Annotated in this window: 14 protein-coding genes and 4 pseudogenes; 6 read left to right on the top strand and 12 right to left on the bottom strand. The window is 68.7% G+C overall.

All coding sequences use genetic code 11. The features are described 5' to 3' along the window. The first annotated feature begins 566 nt into the window (after positions 1 to 566). Positions 567 to 2,372 (top strand): alkaline phosphatase family protein, encoded by a 1,806-nt coding sequence (locus tag ABD355_RS10920; protein ID WP_344399984.1) that lies wholly within the window; start codon positions 567 to 569, stop codon positions 2,370 to 2,372. Between the two features lie 126 nt (positions 2,373 to 2,498). Here ABD355_RS10920 and ABD355_RS44625 read toward each other — a convergent pair. The 6 genes and pseudogenes from ABD355_RS44625 to ABD355_RS10895 form a co-directional block, all read right to left on the bottom strand. Then, positions 2,499 to 2,660 (bottom strand): annotated as a pseudogene (locus ABD355_RS44625) (IS701 family transposase); the annotation flags it as partial. 226 nt (positions 2,661 to 2,886) lie between these two features. Next, positions 2,887 to 3,951: a histidinol-phosphate transaminase gene (locus tag ABD355_RS10915; RefSeq protein WP_344399983.1), complete on the bottom strand. Its 1,065-nt coding sequence runs from the start codon at positions 3,949 to 3,951 to the stop codon at positions 2,887 to 2,889. Between the two features lie 9 nt (positions 3,952 to 3,960). Next, on the bottom strand, positions 3,961 to 4,980 hold the full coding sequence (locus tag ABD355_RS10910; protein WP_344399982.1) for a 3-oxoacyl-ACP synthase III family protein: 1,020 nt from the start codon (positions 4,978 to 4,980) through the stop codon (positions 3,961 to 3,963). Continuing rightward, entirely contained in the window at positions 4,977 to 5,630 is a 654-nt protein-coding gene (locus tag ABD355_RS10905; RefSeq protein ID WP_344399980.1) for an SRPBCC family protein, read from the bottom strand. Before ABD355_RS10905 ends, ABD355_RS10910 begins: the two co-directional genes overlap by 4 nt. Then, positions 5,602 to 7,380: a thiamine pyrophosphate-binding protein gene (locus ABD355_RS10900; protein WP_344399979.1), complete on the bottom strand. Its 1,779-nt coding sequence runs from the start codon at positions 7,378 to 7,380 to the stop codon at positions 5,602 to 5,604. The genes ABD355_RS10905 and ABD355_RS10900 overlap by 29 nt, the downstream gene beginning before the upstream one ends. After that, the gene (locus tag ABD355_RS10895) at positions 7,377 to 8,393 is read right to left on the bottom strand and encodes a GlxA family transcriptional regulator (protein WP_344399978.1); all 1,017 of its coding nucleotides are present in this window, start codon (positions 8,391 to 8,393) and stop codon (positions 7,377 to 7,379) included. The genes ABD355_RS10900 and ABD355_RS10895 overlap by 4 nt, the downstream gene beginning before the upstream one ends. Before the next feature lie 529 nt (positions 8,394 to 8,922). Here ABD355_RS10895 and ABD355_RS44620 point away from each other — a divergent pair. From ABD355_RS44620 to ABD355_RS10880, 3 genes are all read left to right on the top strand, one after another. Further along, positions 8,923 to 9,249, top strand: coding sequence for a hypothetical protein (locus ABD355_RS44620; RefSeq protein ID WP_425585720.1), 327 nt, complete (start codon positions 8,923 to 8,925; stop codon positions 9,247 to 9,249). Between the two features lie 189 nt (positions 9,250 to 9,438). Continuing rightward, on the top strand, positions 9,439 to 9,750 hold the full coding sequence (locus ABD355_RS10885) for a trypco2 family protein (RefSeq protein WP_344399977.1): 312 nt from the start codon (positions 9,439 to 9,441) through the stop codon (positions 9,748 to 9,750). An 8-nt stretch (positions 9,751 to 9,758) separates the two neighbouring features. Next, complete coding sequence (locus tag ABD355_RS10880; RefSeq protein WP_344399975.1) at positions 9,759 to 13,772, top strand: trypsin-like peptidase domain-containing protein; 4,014 nt, start codon at positions 9,759 to 9,761, stop codon at positions 13,770 to 13,772. Positions 13,773 to 14,164: 392 nt separating this feature from the next. Here ABD355_RS10880 and ABD355_RS10875 read toward each other — a convergent pair whose 3' ends face one another. The 3 genes from ABD355_RS10875 to ABD355_RS10865 form a co-directional block, all read right to left on the bottom strand. Continuing rightward, on the bottom strand, positions 14,165 to 14,992 hold the full coding sequence (locus tag ABD355_RS10875; protein ID WP_344399974.1) for an SAM-dependent methyltransferase: 828 nt from the start codon (positions 14,990 to 14,992) through the stop codon (positions 14,165 to 14,167). 1,338 nt (positions 14,993 to 16,330) lie between these two features. Beyond that, the gene (locus ABD355_RS10870; RefSeq protein ID WP_191878482.1) at positions 16,331 to 16,501 is read right to left on the bottom strand and encodes a hydrophobic protein; all 171 of its coding nucleotides are present in this window, start codon (positions 16,499 to 16,501) and stop codon (positions 16,331 to 16,333) included. Between the two features lie 224 nt (positions 16,502 to 16,725). Beyond that, the gene (locus ABD355_RS10865; protein ID WP_425585719.1) at positions 16,726 to 17,199 is read right to left on the bottom strand and encodes a dihydrofolate reductase family protein; all 474 of its coding nucleotides are present in this window, start codon (positions 17,197 to 17,199) and stop codon (positions 16,726 to 16,728) included. Between the two features lie 189 nt (positions 17,200 to 17,388). On the opposite strand from ABD355_RS10865, the gene ABD355_RS10860 reads away from it, so the two are divergent. Together ABD355_RS10860 and ABD355_RS10855 are read left to right on the top strand one after the other, a co-directional pair. Continuing rightward, positions 17,389 to 17,967, top strand: coding sequence for a TetR/AcrR family transcriptional regulator (locus ABD355_RS10860; RefSeq protein ID WP_344400109.1), 579 nt, complete (start codon positions 17,389 to 17,391; stop codon positions 17,965 to 17,967). A gap of 161 nt (positions 17,968 to 18,128) precedes the next feature. Beyond that, positions 18,129 to 18,323: pseudogene (locus ABD355_RS10855) on the top strand (IS701 family transposase); the annotation flags it as partial. A 182-nt stretch (positions 18,324 to 18,505) separates the two neighbouring features. On the opposite strand, the pseudogene ABD355_RS10850 reads toward ABD355_RS10855, so the two are convergent. The 3 genes and pseudogenes from ABD355_RS10850 to ABD355_RS10840 form a co-directional block, all read right to left on the bottom strand. Beyond that, positions 18,506 to 19,275: pseudogene (locus tag ABD355_RS10850) on the bottom strand (transposase family protein). A 110-nt stretch (positions 19,276 to 19,385) separates the two neighbouring features. Further along, the gene (locus ABD355_RS10845; protein WP_344399973.1) at positions 19,386 to 20,264 is read right to left on the bottom strand and encodes a GNAT family N-acetyltransferase; all 879 of its coding nucleotides are present in this window, start codon (positions 20,262 to 20,264) and stop codon (positions 19,386 to 19,388) included. Between the two features lie 187 nt (positions 20,265 to 20,451). Beyond that, positions 20,452 to 21,273 (bottom strand): annotated as a pseudogene (locus tag ABD355_RS10840) (IS5 family transposase). Between the last annotated feature and the right edge of the window lie 73 nt (positions 21,274 to 21,346).

Raw genomic sequence — 21,346 nt, 5'->3', positions numbered from 1 at the left:
CGCGCGCGAAGAAGCACGATGACGCCCGGCGCGGCATCGCCCGCGACCGGCTCATGCGGCCCACGGCTGTCAGTGGGGCATGGCTGTGGACGTAGGGCCGCAGGAAGAGTTGCTGTTCTCCTCGCTGGAGAACGTGTTGGTGGGGTCGGTTGAGATGACCGGCAGGGCCGCCCGGGTGGAGGCCCCGAGCACGGCCCGGCAGGCGGCCTGCCCCGGCTGCGGGAGCCTGAGGCGGCGCGTTCAATGGAGTGGGCCAGAGCCCTCTCGCGCGCGTAGCCACGCGGTAGAGGCCGGTGCGGTGGACGAGGGGCCGCCCGCCCCGCCTGCCCGTCGTCTCGCGCTCGGCGGCCCGGTCGGTCGCGTGCACCTGCCACGGCGACCACGGAGCTCGTCATGGCCCGCGCGGCGACCAAGGCCTCATCCGCCGTGAACTTGTCTGGTCAAGTTCGGGCGTAGTTCTTCCGCTCGACAGCGACAACCAGTAGTCATGTCCCGTTCGTTGCGCACCTTCAGGCCGTGCGGGCGTGTCCTCACGGCATCCTTATCAAGGGGACGAGGTACCAAGTATGCGACTGCGCTGGAGATCCCTCGGCGGGCTTCTCGCTCTCCTCGGGGCACTGATCGTCGTCGTTCCCTCCCTCGCCCGGGCGGCCGGAAGCAGCGGCAACCTGATCGTCAACGGCGATGCGGAGAGCGGCGGTTACTGCACCGGCGACTGGGCGGCGGCCACTACGATCCCCGGCTGGACCACCGAGGCCGGCGGTTTGAACGTCGTGTGTCACTCCGTCGCCGCCTTCGGGTATCCCAGCGACGGCAAGACCCCGGGCAAGGCCTTCTTCGGGCCCGGAAACTTCGGCGACGGCGCGATGACGCAGACCGTCGACGTCTCCTCGGCCGCCTCAGCCATCGACGGCGGAGGCGTGCACTACGACCTGTCCGGCTGGCTCGGCGGCTGGACGACCTACAGCGGCCATGCCGCAGTGAGCCTGCACTTCCACGACGGCAGCGGCCACCCGATCGGCCCCGTCGCCAAGCTGCCCACGGTCTCCGCGAGCGACCGGGGCCTGGCCACCAAGTTCCTCTCGCGCAGCAGCAACGGCGCAGTCCCGGCCGGCACCCGTTCCATCCAGGTCGAGGTGCAGTTCCTGTCGACGAGCAGTGAGACCGGCTACCTCGACAACCTCGCCCTCACCCTGGACACCCCGGTCGACGCGCCGGCCCCGCTCGCCCCGCCTGTCTCCAAGGTCCCCGGCTACGACCACGTGTTCATGGTCATGATGGAGAACACCGACTACTCCGAGGTCATGAACGACCCGGCGGACACGCCGTACATGCACAGCCTCATGAGCCAGGGCGCCACGCTCACCGACTTCCACGGCGTCTACCACCCGAGCGACGAGAACTACCTCGCCATCGCCGGCGGCGACACCTACACCAAGGGCGCCACGTACTTCCCCAACATCAACTCGCCCCAGCGCAACCTCGGCGACACCCTGGAGGCGGCAGGCAAGACCTGGAAGGCCTACGAGCAGGGCATGGGCACCCCTTGCAACACCAAGAACGACCACGACAGTTACTACGAGCCCGACGACGCTCCCTTCATCAACTACACCGACATCAGCGGCAACGCCTCCCGCTGCGCGGCCCACCTGTTCGACACCACGCAGCTGACCACCGACTTGAAGTCCGCGGCCACCACCCCCAACTTCTCCTGGGTCGCCGCCGACGACTACTACGACGGAGAGGCCTCCGGCAACGGCAATGCCACCAGCCTCAAGACCCAGGACGGCTGGCTGAAGCAGACCCTCGCGCCGGTCCTCGCCTCTGCGGCCTTCACCCAGCAGCGCTCGCTCCTGCTTCTGACGTGGGACGAGAGCCAGGGCGAGGCCTACAATCACGTCGTCACCACCGTTGTCGGCTCCCAGGGCACCGTCCCGGCCGGCACCAGCAGCCCGCTCCACTACGACCACTACGGCATAGGCCGCACCATCGAGGCGGCCCTCGGTCTGCCCGCACTGACCGCCAACGACACCTACGCCACGCCGCTCAACGCCGCGTTCGCGCCGTCCACCGCGACCGTCCCCACGCTCACCGGCGACCTGAACGCGGTCGCGAGCGGCGGCAACGTCACCTTCCGCTACTCGGTGCCGTCGGCTTCCCAGGTGAGCGCCAAGAACTGGATCGGTATCTACCCGGCGGGCGTCACCCCCGGCAAGCAGGCCTCGCTCACCTGGTCCTACGCCCCCAACGCCAGCGGCGCCCTGACCTTCCCGACCGACAAACTGGGCGGCGCGGGTACGTATGACGTGTACTACCTCGCCAATGACGGCTACTCGGTGCTGGGCGGTCCCTTCTCCCTGACCGTCGGCTGACCGGCCAGGACGGGGGAACGCCCTCCCCTGTCCTACCGTGTCGATGGTCTCGATGTCATCTGCTGCGCCGGGAACCGTCGACCCGGCCGCGACCCCGCCCGTCCGGGGTGCACAGAGCACGCAGTTGTAGCTCTGCTCGATCCATGGCCGCAGGCCGTAGAGGCGGACGATCTCGGCGAGGTCGGCCGGCGGCTGCGGGCTCGTGGCGGCGTGAGGTGCGTCGGGGCGGGGCCGGTTGGTGGATAGGTAACAGGTGGCCCGCTCCGGCAGCGCGGCCGAGGCGGTGGTGGTGCCGGCGTGGCCGTGCGGGACGCCGCGGCGACGGCCCTGGTCCTCGCCTCCGCCCGCGCGCGGTCGATCCGCGAGGACATCACACTGCAGCGATGCCGCCACCGGCGCGGGACCGCCCCGCCTTGGTGCCGCCACCTATGCCGATTCCCGCCCTGGCATCCGCCTCGGCCATGCTGACCCCCCTCCTGCTGCTCATGAGTCTCGGCCTGCCCCGTCCCACCGTTCACCGGCCGCCGGTGGTACGCGCCCACCGCCTCGTTCTGTGGTGCGTTCGATGCATGCCTGCCTGACGCTTCATGTCGGCCACTCCCGCCAACGCGGCGAGCACGGTGTCGTTGGCCTCCCGGCTGCCGACGGTGAGCCGCAGTCCCTCGCCGGGGTAGTGACGCGCCTGGATGTGGGCAGCGGTGAGTGCCGCGGCACCTTCGTCGACCGGATCGGGGGCGGCGAGCCACAGGGAGTTGGCGTGGCCCGGGCGTATGTGCCAGCCACGCTGGACGAGTTGGTGGTGGAGCCGGTTGCGTTCGGCGATGACGGTGTCCACGCGTCGGCGCAGTTCGTCGGTGGCGCAAAGCGATGCGTGCACGGCCGCCGTCGCCACCGCGTTGATCCCGAAGGGCAGTTGTTGCCGGCGCATTCGTGCCACCAGGTCGGGGTCGCCGAGTCCGTAGCCGACCCGCAGGGCGGCCAGGCCGTACGCCTTGGAGAAGGTGCGCAGGACCAGCAGGTTGGGGTGGTGACCCAAGAGGGCGGGGGCATCAGGCAGATCGGCGTCACGGGCGAACTCCACATACGCCTCGTCGAGAAGGACGGTGACGTGCCGGGGAACCTGACGCAAGAACGCCGACAGCGCGTCGGCGCCGACCAGGGTCCCGGTGGGGTTGTGCGGATTGCACAGCACCACGACCCGGGTGCGATCGTCGAGCGCCGCCAGCAGGGCATCCAGATCCTGGCATCCGTCGGGCGCCAGGGGTACGGGGACGGTGTGAGCACCGACCATGGCGCCCAACAGGGGATACGCGTCAAAGCTGCGCCAGGCGTAGGCCATGGTGTCGCCGGGCTCGACCACAGCCTGCAGCAACTGAAGGGCCACTCCCACCGATCCGCTGCCGACCACGACGCGGTCGGGACTCACCTGACACCATGCGGCGATCCGCTCGGTGAGGTCGTCGGGATAGAACTGCGGGTACCGGTGGGCCTGTGCAACGGCACGTTGCATCGCCTTGCGGACCGAGGGCAGCGGGGGGTACGGGCTCTCGTTCAGGGCCAGTCGATGCAGCACGGGCATGTTCATCCGTCAGCCCCGCCCGCCGCGCCAACGCACGGCGACGGCACCGGCGAAGTCGCCTGCATGGGCGAACCCCCCGAGAACCACCAGATCACCGTCCGCGACCTGGTGTGACCGGATCGCACGGTCCAGGGTGATCGGGATCGCCGCGCCGAAGAGATTGCCGTACTCGTCGAAGGTGTTCAGATGCCGTTCGGCGGGTAATTGCAGCGCCTCTCGCCAGTTCCGCAGGAAGGTGCGGTTGGGCTGGTTGGTGATGAGGACGTCGATGTCCGCGGTCGCCACGCCGAGCCGCCGGCACAGGTCAGTGACCACCTCCGGGACGAGGCGGTTGCCGCGTGCCAGGACCTTGGCGACGCTGGAGTCGGTGAAGCCGATGCGCAGCTGGGACTCGCCCGGCTCCCAGTACTTGCGGCCGTCGTCGACCGCCACGGTCATGTCCCCGGCGTACTCGCCGATATGCCTCGTCTCCACGTCGAGCACCGGGCTGTCGGCCGATGTCGTCACATAGCCCACGCCGCAGCCGTCGCCCGGGATCGCGGCCTGGGCGAGCCGGCGCACCTCGGACTGCGTGAAGCACTGTCCCGCGGCGCTCTGCGCATTGCAGATCAGCGCGGTCTTCGCGTCGGTGGTGCTCAGGATCTGCCGCGCCAGCTTCACCATGTACACGAAGGACGCGCAGCCCGCGTTGGCCACGTCGATGAGCCACTCCGGGTTCAGGCCCAGCCGACGTGCCACCTCGGTGCCGGCGCCCACGAAAGGCAGGTCCGGCAGCTGGCTGTGCACCAACAGCACGTCCACACCTCGGATCTCGTCCCTTCCCTGCCGTTCGATCAGGGGCTGCACGGCACGTTCGATCATGTCCGCGTTGGTCTCGTCCGGCGCCACGTGGTGCCGCATCGGCGGGACCTTGAACATGGGGTGGCTGCGCAGCTTGTCCTCGGCTCCGGGGTACTCGGTGTAGAAACCCGCGGGAACCGGCTCGCCGGGCAGGTAGCTTGCGACGTCGGTGAGGCTGACCGTGGTCACTGCGCCACCGCCCTCACCGGCGCCACGCTGACCGGCAGACCATTGCGGTGGCGGTGTTCGAGGATCGCCTTCAGGTTGTTCATCTCCACGGTGTGCCCCGCGTAGAAGAGGTCCCAGAAATCGCCCACCCAGGGGCGGTCCGGGCGGGGAGCCAGGTCGGGGCTCGGGTTGTCGTCGTAGTACGGGTGCCGGCAGTTGGTCCAGGTGATCACCGATCCCGGCTTGTCGAGCACCAGGCGAGCCGGCACGACGCGCATCAGGTAGATCATCCACAGCCTTTCGCCCTGGTCCCAGGAGCAGTGGTAGTCCACGGTCATGGCCTCGGGATTGGCGACCACCTTGCAGTAGATCCTGGTGTCGTCCTCAAGCCGGTCGTAGCCGACCCACAGCCCCGGTGCATCGGCGGGCGCGAAGTTGCGCAGGCTGCACGTCCACTCCTCCAGGTGGTGGCCCTGGCGCAGGTAGTCGTAGACCTGCTCCGGGGGGCAGTCGACGTACTCGTGGATGGTGCAGTACTGCCCGTAGACCTGGTGGTGGGGGTAGACGGCATGGGTGAGCTCCATGCAGTGCGCGGTCAACTCCTCCTTGCCGGGGTTCTCGATCCTCATCAGACCGGGGATGTCAGCCAACGTGGACGACGCCTCGCTCATAGAAGCTCTCCTTGCTGTCGGTGGCCTGGGTGCCTCGGGTGGCTTCGAGGAAGGACTGGAAGGGGCGGAACGGAGGGATCTCACCTGGGTCGCAGTCCAGCGCGACGAACGCCGGGCCGCCGCCCGCGTTGCTGCGCAGCAGAGCACGGCGCAGGTGTGCAGCGTCGTGGGCTCCTGTGACCTCCAGGGACGGGAAGGCCGCGGCCATGCCTGCGGCGAGGTCGGTCCGGGAGAAGAGGTCGTCGCTGCGGACGCCGCCCTGGAGGTACTCCTCACGCACCGCGCACATGGCGTGGGCGTTGTTGTTGAAGACGACGAAGCTCACGGGTGCGGCGTACTCCACGGCCGTGTGCACTTCCATCCCGTGCATGAAGAAAGCCCCGTCCCCGGCGAGTACATAGGTGCGCCGGCCGCTGGCGAGCGCGGCGCCGATTGCGGCACCGAAGGTGTAGCCCATGCCTCCCATGCCGACCGCCAGCACGAAGCGTCCGTGGCGCGGTGCCGGGAGCAGATGCACCGCACTGGCCCCCGCGTTGCCGGCGTCCACGAAGACGTGCGCATCGTGCGGGAGGGCCGCCTCCACTGCGGCGACCGCCTGGGCGTAGGGGATGGTTCGGCCTCGCGCCTGTGCATCCGGGCCGGGTACGAGGGTGGGAAGCGGGCCGGCGTGCCGAGGGCAGGCGCGTGAGCGTGGCGGGAGCCGGCCGGTCACCGCGCGCAGCGTGTCCGGCAGATGTCCGATCAGTGCGGTGCCCGGCACGAACGGTGGTTCAGGATCCAGGCATACGACTTCGGTGGCGGCCAGGGCCTGTTCAAGGCCCCCGCGTGCCAGGACCGGCAGCCGGGTGCCGACCAGCAGGCACACGTCCGCCCGCCGCAGACAGTCCTCGACGTTGGCATGGCCCATCACGCCGGCCACACCTGCGAATCGGGAATCGCTGTTGTCGAAGACGTCCTTGGCGTCGGGGGTGACCGCGACCCACGCGCCCAAGCGCCGGGCCAGTTCGGCCACCTCCGCACGCGCGTCCGTGGCGGCAACCCCCTCACCGGCGATGACCAGGACGCGGTCGGCCCGGCGAAGGGTGTTGGCCGCGGCGGTGACGGCCACCGTGTCGAGCAGCACCGTCGATGCCGTCGGCTCCGACGTCGGCACGCTCGGCGTCTGTGCCGCGCCGCGGCCGGGCAACTGGATCCGTGCCTGCTGCACGTCCTTGGGCAGCAGCAGGACCGCCGGCCCCCGCGGATCGGTCTGCGCCGCCGCCAACGCCCGGCGCAGCAACTCCGTGAGTGAGTCCGCCTCATCGACCCGCGCGCAGAACCGGGAGACAGGCGCGAAGACCTCCCGGGCGTCGAAGGAGCCCGCCTTGCCGCTGGTGTCCTGGAACGCCCCGTGGCCCTCCTGGCCGGTCGGCGGCTGACCCACCAGGGCCAGCACGGGCACCCGGGACGCGTACGCCTCGGCCAGGCCAGGCAGGAGATTCAAGGCACCACCGCCCGAGGTGGCGGCCACGACGCCGATGCGCCTGGTGGTACGGGCGCATCCGTCAGCCATCGTGACGGCGGAGAACTCGTGTTTGGCGACGACGCCGCGGACGGTACCGGCGCGGTGAAGCGCGTCGTACAGGTCCTCGATGTTCGCGCCGCCGACCCCGAACACGTGGGTTGCGCCGGCCCGGGCGAGCTCCCCCACCAGACAGTCGACCAGGCGTACCGTTCCTGCCTCGGGTAAGTCCGCGGTTGTCGTGGTCATACGGGGCTCCTGTCCGTCTCGTGGTGCGGGTCGATGAAGCCGGAGGGCGAGATGAGCTGAAAACGGTGGCGGTATTCCTTCGGGGTGAGTCCGAGGGTTCGCCCGAAGGAGCGGAAGAAGGTCTCGGTGGCGCCGAATCCGCAGCGGCGCGCTACCTGGCCGATCGTCAGGTCGGTGGTTTCCAGAAGTTCGCGGGCGCGGGCTATACGCGTTCGTTCGATGTACTGGCCGGGGGTCGTGCCCGCCTCACGCCTGAAAACGCGGGCAAAGTTACGCAGGCTCATGTTGGCTCGCCGGGCGATCTCGGCGACCGGTAAGGGGTTGTGCAGATTCTCCAGAATCCACTCCTGCGCCGCCCGGATCGGCGGATGGTCGGCCAACTGGGCGTCGAGCACGGCACTGAACTGCGCCTGTCCTCCGTGCCGTTTGAGGAACAGCACCAGATACCGTGCCGTCTGCAGCGCGAGCGCCGCACCGTGATCGGCCTCCACCAGAGCCAGCGCCATGTCGATCCCCGTCGACACACCCGCGGAGGTCACAAAGGGGCCGTCCCACACGAAGATCGGCTCCGGGTCCACCGTCACGTCCGGATAGCGGTGGGCCAGCGCGTCGCTGTACGCCCAGTGCGTGGTCGCACGTCTGCCGTCGAGCAGGCCGGCCTCGGCGAGCAGAAAGGAACCGCCGCACACGGAGGCAACTCTTCGGGATCGGGCCGCTGCCTGACGGATCCAAGAGATCAACGCCGTTTCCCGGAGCGCACTGTTGAGGCCCCACCCGCCCGGCACGAGGAGCGTGTCGATCGGGCCCTGCCCCGCCTCCAGCGGCGAGGCCCCCACCATCATTCCGGAACTCGTCCGCACCAGTGGTGCTTCGGCGGAGACGAAGTCGAGCCGGTAGGGAGCTCCCGCCGGGGCGAGAAACCGGTTGGCGGTATCGAACACTTCACTGGGTCCGGTGATGTCCAGCGCCATTGCGTCCGCGTACACCACCACCACAACACGTCGCTCAAACACGATCACAGCCTGTATCGACCTGCGGACTGGCTGCAATGACAGATCACTGACGTATCCGGCCATCACTCAGGCCCCGAGCGCGAAAAGCCAGCGCTGGCCAGGCAGTTCGGACCGTAAGCAGACAGCACTGGGTGAGGCAACTCACAGGGCGCGGGCCGTGCCCCCCGGCGGATTCATGCGCGCTGGGTCTGACGAGGCTCGATTCCCCTGAGAGGACCGAGCCAGGGCACGCCCGTCCCCCTACCCGCCCGAGCGGGCCGCGATGAACGCAGTCGCAGCCACGCTGGGCATCGGTGCGGCCGAGACGGCACGGACCGGCGTCCGCAAGGCCGAAGCCGGCGATGGCCAGGACCTAACGACGCGGCCAAGAACCGCACTCCCAGCGCCCGGACACGGCGCGACGCGGAGCTGAAGACGCAGGTCAGCCCCGTTCACACGGACAACTTCAATGTCTAGGGGGTCCAGAAGGCCTGGCGGCAACGGCATCGCGAAGCCTCCAAAGGCACACCGGTGCACCGTCGCCCGGCTGATGCGCGACCTCGGCCTTGAGGGCGCCAGACGAGGGAAGAAGATCCGCACCACCCTCCGGGATGACGGCCACCAGCGGGCTGTCGACCTGTTGCGAAGCGACTTCACCGCATCCCGCCCGAACGAGCGGTGGGTGGCCGACTTCACCTACGTGGCCACCTGGTCCGGGATTGTCTACGTGGCGTTCGTCGCGGACGTGTTCTTCGTCCGGGACGGAGTAGTCGTACCTCAGCTCCAGGTGGACGGCATCGGACGTGAAGGTCTCAAAGAAATGGTTGTGCTCGGCGCTGGAGATCAGCTCCACGCGATTCCTTCAGTAGGGCGGTGATCGCGGTCTTGGGGACCTCGACCACAGTTGGCACCGCCTCCACCATCACCCGCCCGGCGTAGGGTGGAACCTGCACAGGTGCCGTGCCGGAAGGGGTCCCCGCGCGTCAAGGTCGACGAATCCGGTTCGCCTACGAAGGATGCCGCCTGGCAGACTCGTCGCTATCGACATACGTGGAGGCAGCATCTGATGAGCGACCCCGAGGGCGTGCCCCTGGCCGACTACATCCGCGTACTTCGCGAGCAGTTGGAGACGGCACAGCAGGAAGGGGCAGGGCGCGGGGTCAAGTTCGGCGTCGGGACTGTGGAGCTGGAGTGCGAGCTCACGATGACGCGCGAGGCAGGCGGGCGTGGCGGGCTGAAGCTGTGGGTGGTCGAAGCGGGCGCCGACGGCAAGCGCACCGGCGGCCGGACACAGCGTGTACGGATGACCCTTACGCCGACCGACGAGCCTGGCCGGCCGCTGTCGGTCACCGACCGACTGCCCGAACTCCCGCGCTGAGGCACGCGGTGGCGGACGTGTTCGCCGGGCGGTGCGCCGAGGTCCTGGTCGAGCAGGACGACGGCACCGCGTACGGCTCGGGGCTGCGGCTGGCGACGTCCTTGGTGGTGACGGCCGGGCACGTGGTCGACGGCGGTGGGACGGTCCGGGTACGGCTGTCCGGCGGCGCGCCCACCGAGATCGTTGTCACCGGGCGCACGGTGTGGAGAGGTGCCCGGCTGGACGTCGCGCTTGTCGAACTCGGCCCGGACGGGCCCCTTGATGAGGTCGCTTCGATGGCCATCGGAGTGATACCGGACGAGGCCGACGGACGGCTTGCGTTCACCGCGATCGGCTTTCCGCGCCATCAGAGCTGGACGGACACGGACACAGCGACCTGGCGCGACAGTGACCAGATCGACGGGGTGATCCCGCTCGGGTCGAGTATGAAGCGGGGCCGTCTGCTGCTGCATCGGGCGGATGGTCGCCGTCTGGAAGCGCGGGAGTGGAGTGGCTTCTCGGGCGCGGGCGTGGTCTGTGAGGGGTCGGCTGTCGGCGTCGTTGTGGAGTCGGCCCGCTCGGGCGGGCTGGAGGGCGTGCGGCTGGCGGCTGTGATCGGCGCGTACGAGCCGCGCGCGGAAAGCGAGCGTGAGCCCGAGCCGAGTGCCACCGCCGCACGTCAGCTGCTGGCCTCGCACGGCGTCGTTCCCAAGTCCCTGCGCCAGCAGGAGCGGCGTCGTCCGGCCTACGAGGCGATGTTGCGCCAGTACGCAGCCCGGTGCGACGAACTGACCGGCCGCAGCCGGGAGCTCGCCGGTCTCCTGGCATTCGCGACCGGGCCGGAGCCCTACCTCGTGCTCACGGCCGGTCCCTGGGCGGGAAAGACGTCGCTGGTCACCCACTTCGCCACCGCGTCCCATCCCGGGCTGGATGTGGTGTCGTTCGTCATCTCCCGGCGCGATGGGCAGATGCGTGTCCATCAGTTCCACCGGGCCGTGTGTGACCAACTCGCTGCCCTGCTGGGCGAGTTCCCGCCTGCCGAACCGGACGCGGCCGCCTTCCTCAGCCTCTGGGAACGCGCGATGCGCATCCCCGGGCGTTGCCTGCTGCTGCTCGTCGACGGCCTGGACGAGAACGACTACCGTGACCTGGCCGAGCCCAGCATCGCCTCACAGCTGCCGACCGCCCTCGGCTCGGCCGCCCACGTCCTGGTGACGAGCCGGCATCCCGACGTGCCGCTCGACGTGGACGGCAGCCACCCACTGCGCACCTGCCGCCGCCAGGTACTGACACCCTTCCCCGCAGCGACGAGCCTGCTCCTGCGCGCCCGCCAAGAGCTGGATCACGTACTCGCCGAGGCTGTCCCGCGCACCGTCCTCACCACGATGACGGTCGCCGGCGGCGCGCTGAGCAGCAGGGACATCGCCTCGATCGTCAACGGCTGCCCGCTGGCGATCCGCAAGGCCCTGGAACGGGGGCTCTCCCGGGTCGTAGAGCCGCGCCCCGGTACGCCAACCCGGTACACCCTCGCCCATGACACCCTGGCCGCCGCCGTCGAGGAGGACCTGGAACCCGAAGAGTTCGCCCACATCCGCACCGCCATCGACAGCTGGGCCCTCGGCTTCGCCGCGGCCGACTGGCCCGACGACACCCCGGACTACCTGACCGAGGCGTACCCGACCCTCCTGCTCACCGAAGGTGCCGGCCGAACGCTGGCAGCCCTGGCCTCCCCCGCGCGTCGCGCCCTGCTGTACTGCCGGACCAACGGCGATCTGGCCGCGCTGTCCGAACTGTCCAGCGCGGCAAGGCTCCTTGGAGCTGCCCCCGACTGTGACCTCAGCCTGCTGACCCGGGTGTCGCTGCTGCGCATGCGCATCGAGGACGACAACTTCGCCATGTCCTCGACGTATCCGCTGTTGCTGGTACGCCTCGGCCGAGTCGAGCAGGGCATCCAGCTCGCCCGTACCCGGCAAAACGTGTACGTGCAAGCCGACGCTCTGCTGGCGATCGGCGAGCATCTGCTGGACAGCCAGCCGGCCGAGGCACGCAGCCTCATCCACGAAGCCATGGCCGTACCGGGCAGGTTGCCCCTGGAGCAGATGGAACACACGGTGCGCGCAGCCCTCGCGCTTGCGCGGCACGGCGATGCGGGCGCCGCCGATCTCGCGCGCCGAGCCGTCATCGACAGCGGCGATGAGCGAGGCTGGTTCCTCACCGCAGTCGCCGACGCACTGGCCGAGATCGATCCCGCGCTGACACGGACCCTCATGGAGGAGGCCATCGATCACGCCGACACCGAGGACCGCCCCGACTTCTGCGGCCTCCTCGCGCCGGCGTTTGCCGTTCTCGGCGACCTCGACCATCTCCTGCGCCACGTCGCCGGCCTTGACCGGGACGGCAGGAAACGAGCGCTCCTCACCGCCTGCAGCGAGCACTTCGCCAAGGGCGGCCGCCGAAACGTACCCGAGGCACTCCTGACCGCCCTCAACGATGAGTTCCCCGCCTCGGAGCTCGTGGAATCGGCCGCCTACCAGGACGAGGACCGGGCCCGCCGCCTGCTCGCCTCGGACCGTTCCGATCACGATCTTGTCGAGCTTGCCTATACCGCCCTTGCCGCCCATGGCCTTGATCCTCGACAGCCCGGGGCCTGCGACGAACTGCTCGCCGACGCGGCAACGTCTGCGCGGGCCAATGGTCACCTCTCACTGGCGATCTCTCTGGCCCAGGACGTCGCCAATCCCGGCACCCGTGCAAACTGCCTCACGGAGATCGCCCTGGCGCTGCTCGACTCTGACACGCCCCAGGACGCCGCTTGCGTGGTACGCGAGGCAGAGGCGGCCCTCGACGAGACCAGGAACGCACCGCCGCCTACCGTCCTTGCGGCCCTCGCCCGGGCCGCCGGCACCGCCGGACGAACGGACCTGGCCGCACCGGCTCTGGAACTGGCCCTCCACACGGTGCTGCAGGACAGCGACGACGTAAGGGCCACGTGGAACGCTCAGGCCGTGGCAAGCGCAGCCGCCCGGCTCGGCCACCTCGACCACGCCCGGACGATCGCGGCACGGTTCGAGGCAGAGCCGATCGACCATACGGACATGCTGCTGGCCGCCGCCAGAGGCGTCGAAGCACGCGGCAAACACCGCACAGCCGACCTCGACCTGCTCCTCGCCCAGGTGAGCGAAGGCATCGAGAAATCGACGGACCCCAGCATGTCCGGCTGGCGTACCCGCGTCACTCTCGAGCTCATCTGCTTCCACCTGCGCGCCGGACACGCCGACGCGGCCCTCAAGCTGGCCCGCCCGCTCGCCAAGAGCGACCTTGCCGGCCGCCCCCTCGAGCTGCGCGCGCACCTGCTGTCGGACGACATCCCCTCGGCGCTCTCCCTGATCCGCGAAACGGCCCTGCCCATGCCCGCGGGTTCCGCGCAGGAGCGTGCCCGCAGACAGGAACAGGCAGCCGCCATGATCGTCGACATGTGCGACGTCGGCCACCAGCACCTGTGCCGCGACATCACGGCCCAACTCGCCGAAAACGCAGACCCGGGCGGAATTCTGGACAACGGCCTGTGGGCCCATCCCTGGCTCACAGCAGCCTGCCGGGCCACGGGCCTCACCGAGGATTTCACCCGCCTTGTGGATACCCTGCACAACGCCGCCCTGGTCACGGGCGCCCACTACGCGACGCATACCGTGCCGCTGGAAGCAGTCGTCAGCCTGCACCTTTGGGATCGCTACCACGCCGAAGCCCGCCAGCTGACCGGGGTTCTGGCCGAGGGCGTTCTCACCGACCTGGTCAAAACGATGCTCACCGCAGGCTTCCTGACCGAGGCTCTTCCCCTGATCGACGACCTCCAGGACAATGCCGCCACCTGCCTTGCCCTCGCCGCGGCCGTCACCTCCCCACCGTCCCTCGACCTCGTCAAGCGCTCCCTGGCCCACGGCTTCACCGAGGACGTCATTGCCCCACTGACCGCCCTGGAACCGGCATGCCTGGCCGAAATCGCAGCCCAGCTCGGGGTGATGGGCCGCCCGCCGAACAAGTGACCCTCGGGGCTCCGCCCATTCGGTCCCGCGCGCTTTTCAACATTCCGACCGAGGCGAGCAGTTCATTGCGCCCGTCCGCCCGCTCTGGCAGGGGGGTGCGTAGGCGGACGGGCATGTCGGAGACGTCCGCCCGTACGAAGGAGCAAGGGCAGCCGCCGTTTCCGCCTCTCGGCCGGTCGGCACGACGACCACAAGCGGAAGCTACCAACGTGTCTCGCCGATTGCGGGGAGGGCGGATGGCGCTGGTGTGACGCGACGGTCAAGGAATGGTTTTTTCGACCAGACCCTCCGAAGTCAGCAAGCTTCACACCATCGACCCGCGTCCATGGACCATCGGCCGGCCCCACACCCCGACACCCGCTTGCCATACCGACCTCATTCGGGGATGACGTCTAGGCTTTCCGGGCCAGTCCGGCGGCGATGAGGTGTTCCCAGACCGTGAGCTCTCGTCTTGCGCCGCTGTTCCACGGGTTGTCGCTCTCCTCGGGACGCCACAGGGATGCAGGGACGATCCCGGGGTCGAGGATCTCCAGACCGTCCAGCAGGGAGGCGATCTCTGCGTCGGTGCGCCACCGGCCCCGGCCGAACGTCTGCTGGAGGACCTTCTCGGCCTCCGCGGTCTCCGGGTTGTTGCCGGAGCGGAAGTGGCTGATGAAGAAGTAACTTCCGGAGGGGACGTGGTCTCGCCAGTAGCGGACGATGCCAGCGGGGTCCTCGTCATCGTTGACGTGGTGGAGGATGGCGCTGAGGATGACGGCGACGGGACGAGTGAAATCGATGATCTCCAGGGTGTCGGGGTGAGTGTGGATGCCTTCGGGGTTGCGCACATCTACCGCGACGACGCGGGTCCGGTCGTTGTTCTCCAGCAGTGCGCGGCCGTGGACCAGCACTTGGGGGTCGATGTCGACGTAGACGACCCGGGACTCGGGGGCGTGCCGTTGCGCGACCTGGTGGACGTTGTCGGCGGTCGGTAGGCCACTGCCCAGGTCGATGAACTGCCGAATGCCGGTGTTCTTCGCGATCTCCCTGACCGCCCGGGTCAGGGCCGCGCGGTTGGCGAAGGCGATGGCCACCGAACCGGGCAGGTCGCGCTTGAATACGTCGCCGATCTCACGGTCCACGGCGTAGTTGTCCTTGCCGCCGAGCAGGTAGTCGTACACGCGGGCGATGCTGGGCCTGGCCGGGTCGATGGAGGAGCCTTCGTACGTCATGGCGGCCATTCTTCCCGCAACGTCGCCCGCGCACCCTCGTTTTGGGATCCTCCCACCGACCGGGGGGCGCGAGGGCATGGATGCCTGGGCTCGGCGTCAAACGCCTCGATGGGAGACGCCAGTGCGAGGACGTTCCCATCAACAAGACGGTCTTGTTGGGCGCAGTTGCGGCTTGAGAGCCGGATCGAATGCCTACAGGAGTGGCTGTCGTGTGCGGCACTGACGACTGCTTCGCCGTCGATCTGGCGGTGGATACCGGCCACGATGAAGACGCGCGCCCCGCCTCCGAGGTCTCGCAGCTGGCGCGTGACGCCGCGCAAGGCGAGGGACGGGCGGCGCGGACGGCCGGGGGCCGGTGCGTGAGCGTGGGGACTGCCGGCGGTGCATAGGCCGCGCCGATTCGGAGTCCAGGTGCGTGTACTGCCTGCGCCAGATGGAGCCTTCACAGCCCGAGACATGACGACGGCGGCGGCGCCGCTGTCGGGCAGGGACTGCGCCATCGCGGGTCGGTCTGCTCCGCGATCCCCAGCGGCACGGCGAGCGCCTGGTGCAGCGGGCCGACCCACTCACGCATCAACTCCCAGCGCTCGCGGGTGAGGACGCCGTACGCGAGTGCGCCGGTTCCGCGGGGGTAGACCAGAGCCGACGCGGCCCGCGGCTCAGGCCCCCGCCTGCCACTCCAAGTGCCGGCCCGGCCTCGTGACGGCCCAGCGGCCTTGGCAGATGACGCTGCTGTAGTGACTCAGGCAGCCACATGAGCTCAGACTGGGACAAGGCCATCGCGCACTCCTCCCGTCGAACTGCCCGTTCACCAGGGAGACTTACGCGATGGCCTGCCATTGCTCAGTTCGGTGGACGCGGTCAACATCGTCACCACCCCTTACTTCGCGGTGCCGTGGGGACTCTGCACATCCTCGGCCGTGGCCTGCAGCTCTACACGATCAGCCCGGGGAAACTCCACACCAGTCGGCGGCGTAGTGCACGAAGTGCAGGAACCACAGACTGCCGCACCCCGCATCGTCGGCTTGGCGTGCATGTACACGGTCGAGATGGATGGCGTGTTGTCTGCGGACGCGGTCGCCGGCACCGAACTGCGTGACCCGGCCACCCGGCCGAACCAGAGGGCACGCCCGATACGCATCGACCCCGCAGACAGGAGGAGCAGGGTTCCACTGCTGAGTCCGAGGGGCCGGTGCATGGCTCACGTACCCTCCGGTGCACCCGATAGCCCGGATCTCTCCCAACTGCCGCACGTAGGCTTCCCTTGCACGCCCGTGGGCCCGGCCGTATCGGCCGGGCCCACTCATGGCTCGCGCCTGGCGCGCTCCTCGCGCCGGTGTCCTTCGTCTACCAGCGGTACCAGCGTCCCTTGCGGCCTCCGCTGTCCACAGAGCGGACGACAAAGCCGAGCAGCCACACGATGAGCACGATCACCGCGATCCACCACAGTGCCTTCAGGGCGAAGCCCGCGCCGAAGAGGATCAGAGCCAGCAGAAGAACCAGAAGCAGGGGAACCATCGTTATCAACCTCCTGGCAACCGGATGCCCTTACTTCAGGCCTACAAGCACCCAAAATATGAGTTACTTCCAAGGAATGAGGGGCATACACGCGCCGCACGCCGTGGACAGTTCCCCCGTTCTCGCACCTCACACAGCGTGCATCGCTCAAAGCTATGTCATGACCTTGGAGGAGCCGAACAGTGGGCAGAATCGAAAGCGTCCGCCCGCTGAACCAGAACCGCCTAGCGGCGGGCGAGGCGGGTGAGAGTGGCCCCGTTGGGGAAGGCCGTGCGCTCGGCGACGTCGAAGACGGTGGGGTCGAAGGCACCGTCGACTACTGGGATTCCGGTGCCAGCAACGACCGGATAGGTCTTGATCAGCAGCTCGTCGATCTCGGGCAGCAGGGTGCCCGCAAGCCGGCCGCCCCCGCAGAGCCAGATGTCCCGGCTGGCGTCCACTTCGCCCTTGAGCCCGCGGACGAGGGTGAGCGGGTCGCTCGGCACGACGGTGACGGCTGGGTCGGTGTCGGGCTTGAGGCTACTGGACACCACGTACTGGCGCAGGTGCGCGTACGGGCTGGTGATCCCGCTGTCGAGGGCGGGGCGGTAGGTACCGAGGCCCATGATGACGGTGTCGAAACGCCGGCTGGGTAGGTCCGTGACGCCGGCGGCCGCGCGGTAAGCGGTCGGGATGGTCTCCGGGTACAGCGCATTCATCAGGCCGAGTAGGCGGTGGCCTGCTGCTCGTTGCCCTGCGGAAAGAAGTCGAACTCGCCGCTGGGGCCGGCGATGCGGCCGTCGAGCGAGACGCCGATGTAGTACACGAGCTTTCGCACAGTGGCTCCCCCACGTGTAGTACTCTGTTTGAAGTGGTTTGAACGTAGTACTACACCTGGAGTGGTGTCAATGGCGAGACGGAATGACCAGCGGCGTGCGGCACTCGTTGACGCGGCGATCGAGGTGCTGGCCCGGGAAGGCGCGCGCGGGCTGACTTTCCGGGCCGTGGACGCCGAGGCGGCCGTTCCCGTCGGTACGGCGTCCAACTACTTCGCCAGCCGCGACGATCTGTTTACTCAGGCCGGCGCCCGGGTTTACGAGCGACTCCAGCCGGATGAGGCCACGATCGCCCGCCAGCAGGCGGCCGACCGCGACCGGGAGACCTACGCTGAACTGATGCGCGAACTCGTCGGCCGCGTCACCTCCTTCCGTACCGGCTACCTCGCGCTGCTGGAACTCCGCCTTGAGGCCAGCCGCCGCCCCGAACTGCGCAAGGTTCTCACTGAGCGAGTCCGAGCCGACGTCGACGCCAATGTCGCCTATCACGAGGCTTCCGGCCTCCCGGGCGACGCCACGGCCGTCAAGCTGCTCATACTGACGCTGAACTGGCTGATCGTTGAGCAGCTCACCCTCCCGGACGTCTTCACGGAGGAAGAGCGTGAACAACTGGTGACGGCCGCAGTGGAGCGCATCGTGGCGGCGAAGTAGAAGGCCCAGCCCCGGAAATGACGCCGCCCGGATGCAGTGGAAGCGGACCGGACCGGCCTCGGCATGTGCCCGGCCTTGCTTCCCTCCGCCGATCCGAAACACCTAGTAGTGCTTCGTTAGGTCTAGGCGTTTGTGCTGGTCAAGAGCATGTTGGGACGACCTCCGACCTGGTGCGCTTCGCCAAGATGCGCCGGCGCATCGAGCACGACTACCGTGAACTCAAACACGGCCTGGGCCTGGACCACTTCGAGGGCCGCACCTGGCGCGTCTGGCACCACCACGTCACCCTCTTCACCGCCGCACAGGCCTTCCTCACCCTGCGGCGCTACGACCCCAAAACCCCCACGACAGCCTGACCCTCTACCAAGTCCTCGACGCGTTGCAGGACCTGCTGCGCTGCTGGGACGGCACCTACATCACCTGCGGCCGCCTGCTCGCCGCAGGCAGAAACAGAGCCAGGACCTAACGGTGCAGGATTAAAGCGTGTTGCAGAAAGCCGTGAACAGGCAGCCGGGGGCTGGGGTGTTGACGCATCCGGTCATGCGGCGAAGCCAAAGTTGTGCATGCGGGCGACGGCCTGGACCTCATGATGGAGGCCGTCGCCGTGTTGCCGACAGTCAAGGACGATCTTGTAATTCTTCATCCGGCCGATCACGTGCTCGACGCGGGCGTGGACCTTGCGGTGCGCGGCGTTGTCCTCCTCCTCACCCTTCAGCAGCGGGCGCCCGGACCGTTTGCGGTGCGGGACGATCAGGCCGGTGTTGATACAGGCGCCCTCGCCGAGCACGGTGACGCCCTGGCACCGCTCGGGCAGACCCGACTCCCGCCAGGCCTTCGCATCCGCGGTCGTGCTCGGCACCGGCCGGGCGGCAGCCACCGCCAGGCGCGTGTCCGCGTCCACGACGACCTGTACATTCGCCGGGAACCGGTAGTTGCGTGAGGACGTGCCCACCGTGCGGTCTCGTACCGGAATGAGGGTGCCGTCCACGATCTATAAGCCCTCGATCGCATCCTGCGCAGCGCTGACGGGCTCGAGCGCGGGCAGCGGGCCAAGACGCTGGATCACCCGGCAGACGGTGCCGGCGAGACACCGAACAGCGGGGCAAGCTGCCGCGTGGTCAGGTTCGTGCGGTAATAGATCGCCACCAGCAGCACCCGCTCGGCCAGCGGCAACCGCCACGGCCGCCCCCATCCACAACCGCCACCACCACGCGCACGCACCACCCTCAGCAACCGACCGAACTGATCGTTCCGCAGCCCCGTGAACGCTTCCACCCATACCCGCTCGGCTCTCAACAACCCAGCCATACAACGGAGATGACCTGTTCACGTCCTTCTGCAACACGCTTTGGGGCGTGTATCGAAAGTGCGGGCAAGCCGGGCGGGGTGATGCCCCGGTCCGGCCCGTCCGCTCTCTGCTAAAGGTCGAGCTGATGCTGGTGTCTCGTGTGCGTGGGTGTGTAGCCGAGACCGTCGTTGATCTGTCTCATGTGCGTGTTGCTGTCAGCGGTGTCGGTCAGGAGGCCGCCGAGGTCCGGATAGTTCCTGTGGGCCTGTCGGATCGACTCGGCCTTCATCCATCGGGCGAGGCCGTGTCCACGGTGCTCGGGCAGCACACCGGTGCCGTAGTGCTGGCCGTCACCCGTGCCGTTGCCGGGGATGACGAGTTCGGTGAACCCGGCGATCGAGCCGTTGGAGGCGTCGATGGCGACGACGGTGTGCAGGTGGTCGCCGCGTTGTTCGACGGCCTTCGCCGCGGCCCGCACGCGGTCCACGTCCCAGGTCACGGTGCCGTAGTCGGTGTCGTCCATGGGCATGTCGTCCATGGCGCGGCGTGAGGCGGCGAACGTCTGGGCGAGGTCGTCGGGGACTGTTCCCTGCCATGACATCAGCCGGTAGCCGGGATGCGGACGCTCGATGATCTCAGAGAGGACGGCGGTATCCACGTCAGTCAGTGGCAAGCGGGTGAACCTCAAGGTGAGGACCTTCCGGAATCCGCGTGCCGCCAGGAAGTGATCGCCGGGCGATCCGGCTTCTGCCTGCGCGACAACGCAGCGTCGGGCGTTGTCCCGGGCAGTGGCCACGGCGGCGTTGAGGAGCCGGGTGCCGACGCCCTTGCGGCGCTCCGAGGGATGAACACGGAGGTCGAGCTCGGCCAGGTGCTCTTGTCCGCCGTTGAACAGGCGCAGAAAAACCGTCCCGGCAGGGTTGGAGTCCGCGTCCGACGCCAACCAGGCGAGACGTCGGCTGTGCGGCCCCTCAGCGGGGTCGGTCAGTGGGGTGATGAGAAGGGACAAGGTGTCTCCGTCGTGAGGAGGCGGCAAAGGTCAGTACGCGAGCTCAACTCCCGGGAACTCCAGCGCATGTGCTCCACACCTCCTTGTCGACAGCGCCGGCCTGCACCAATGCAGGCGGCGGGGTGAACGTAGCTGGCCGATTGGCCCCTGGGCAACGGGTTATCGAAAGGGCGGTGCGCGTATGTGGTCACAGCCAATCGTTGATGGCCGCGAGGGACACGGTCGCCTCATAGCAGACCGCGAGCTTGTCGTATCTCGTGGCCACGGCGCGATGCCTTTTGAGGCGATTGATGCCACATCGACCGCGTGTCGAGCCTTTAGCCCTCGGTGTCGAATTGGGCGGCCGGCCGCCGCGAGCGCCGAGTCTCTTGCAGTTGCGGGCCTGGTCGGCCTTGTCCCGGGATGGTGCAGCGAATGCCGCGTCGGCGCAGGTAGGTTCGGTTTCTGCGGGAGGCGTACGCCTTGTCGGCCCGCGCGCGATCGGGGCGGACGCGTGGCCGGCTCGGTCCGATGCCAGGCACGCGAATCTTCTCCAGCACCGGCGCGAACTGGGGCCAGTCTCCACGTTGCCCGGCCGTCACCACGATCGACATGGGCCTCTCCGCTGCTCGACGGCCAGGTGCACCTTGGTGGTGAACCCACCGCGCGAACGCCCCAGCCCCTGATCACCGGACTCGGTGAAGACACCACCCGGTGGCTCCCTCTGCAGGTCACCCCCTTCCGGGGCACCGGCCGCATGCTGATGGGCACGGCATACGGACTGGAGCTGGGTGAGGGCGCGGTGCCAGGTGCCATCCCGTTGCCACCGGCGGAACAGGTCGTAGACCCGGCCCCACGGCCCGTACTCGACGGGTACGTTCCGCCACGGAACACCGGTCCGGGCCCGGAACCGTATGCCGTCGATGAGCCGCCCCCCAGACCAGACAGGCGGCCGACCTGCCTTCACGCCCTTTGGCAACAACGGCTCCGGCGCCGCCGATTGATCGTCCGTGAGATCTGCCCTCGCCATGAACCAAGATCATCCACGCCTCAAGATCCACTTTCACACACGGCCCAGCACCATGCCCGGCCGCCGTCTACCT

This window comes from Streptomyces longisporus (genome assembly GCF_039532765.1).
GTDB lineage: Bacteria > Actinomycetota > Actinomycetes > Streptomycetales > Streptomycetaceae > Streptomyces > Streptomyces longisporus.
The sequence above is the reverse complement of the archived record's forward strand: the minus strand, read 5'-3'. Positions and strand labels throughout refer to the sequence as shown.

Bases quoted from the DNA above. Each gene is read 5' to 3' on its own strand.
- ABD355_RS10920 (WP_344399984.1), top strand. From the start codon at position 567: ATGCGACTGCGCTGGAGATCCCTCGGCGGGCTTCTCGCTCTCCTCGGG.
- ABD355_RS10905 (WP_344399980.1), bottom strand. From the start codon at position 5,630: ATGAGCGAGGCGTCGTCCACGTTGGCTGACATCCCCGGTCTGATGAGG.
- ABD355_RS10885 (WP_344399977.1), top strand. From the start codon at position 9,439: ATGAGCGACCCCGAGGGCGTGCCCCTGGCCGACTACATCCGCGTACTT.
- ABD355_RS10865 (WP_425585719.1), bottom strand. From the start codon at position 17,199: ATGAATGCGCTGTACCCGGAGACCATCCCGACCGCTTACCGCGCGGCC.
- ABD355_RS10875 (WP_344399974.1), bottom strand. From the start codon at position 14,992: ATGGCCGCCATGACGTACGAAGGCTCCTCCATCGACCCGGCCAGGCCC.
- ABD355_RS10915 (WP_344399983.1), bottom strand. From the start codon at position 3,951: ATGCCCGTGCTGCATCGACTGGCCCTGAACGAGAGCCCGTACCCCCCG.
- ABD355_RS10870 (WP_191878482.1), bottom strand. From the start codon at position 16,501: ATGGTTCCCCTGCTTCTGGTTCTTCTGCTGGCTCTGATCCTCTTCGGC.
- ABD355_RS10860 (WP_344400109.1), top strand. From the start codon at position 17,389: ATGGCGAGACGGAATGACCAGCGGCGTGCGGCACTCGTTGACGCGGCG.
- ABD355_RS44620 (WP_425585720.1), top strand. From the start codon at position 8,923: ATGCGCGACCTCGGCCTTGAGGGCGCCAGACGAGGGAAGAAGATCCGC.
- ABD355_RS10900 (WP_344399979.1), bottom strand. From the start codon at position 7,380: ATGACCACGACAACCGCGGACTTACCCGAGGCAGGAACGGTACGCCTG.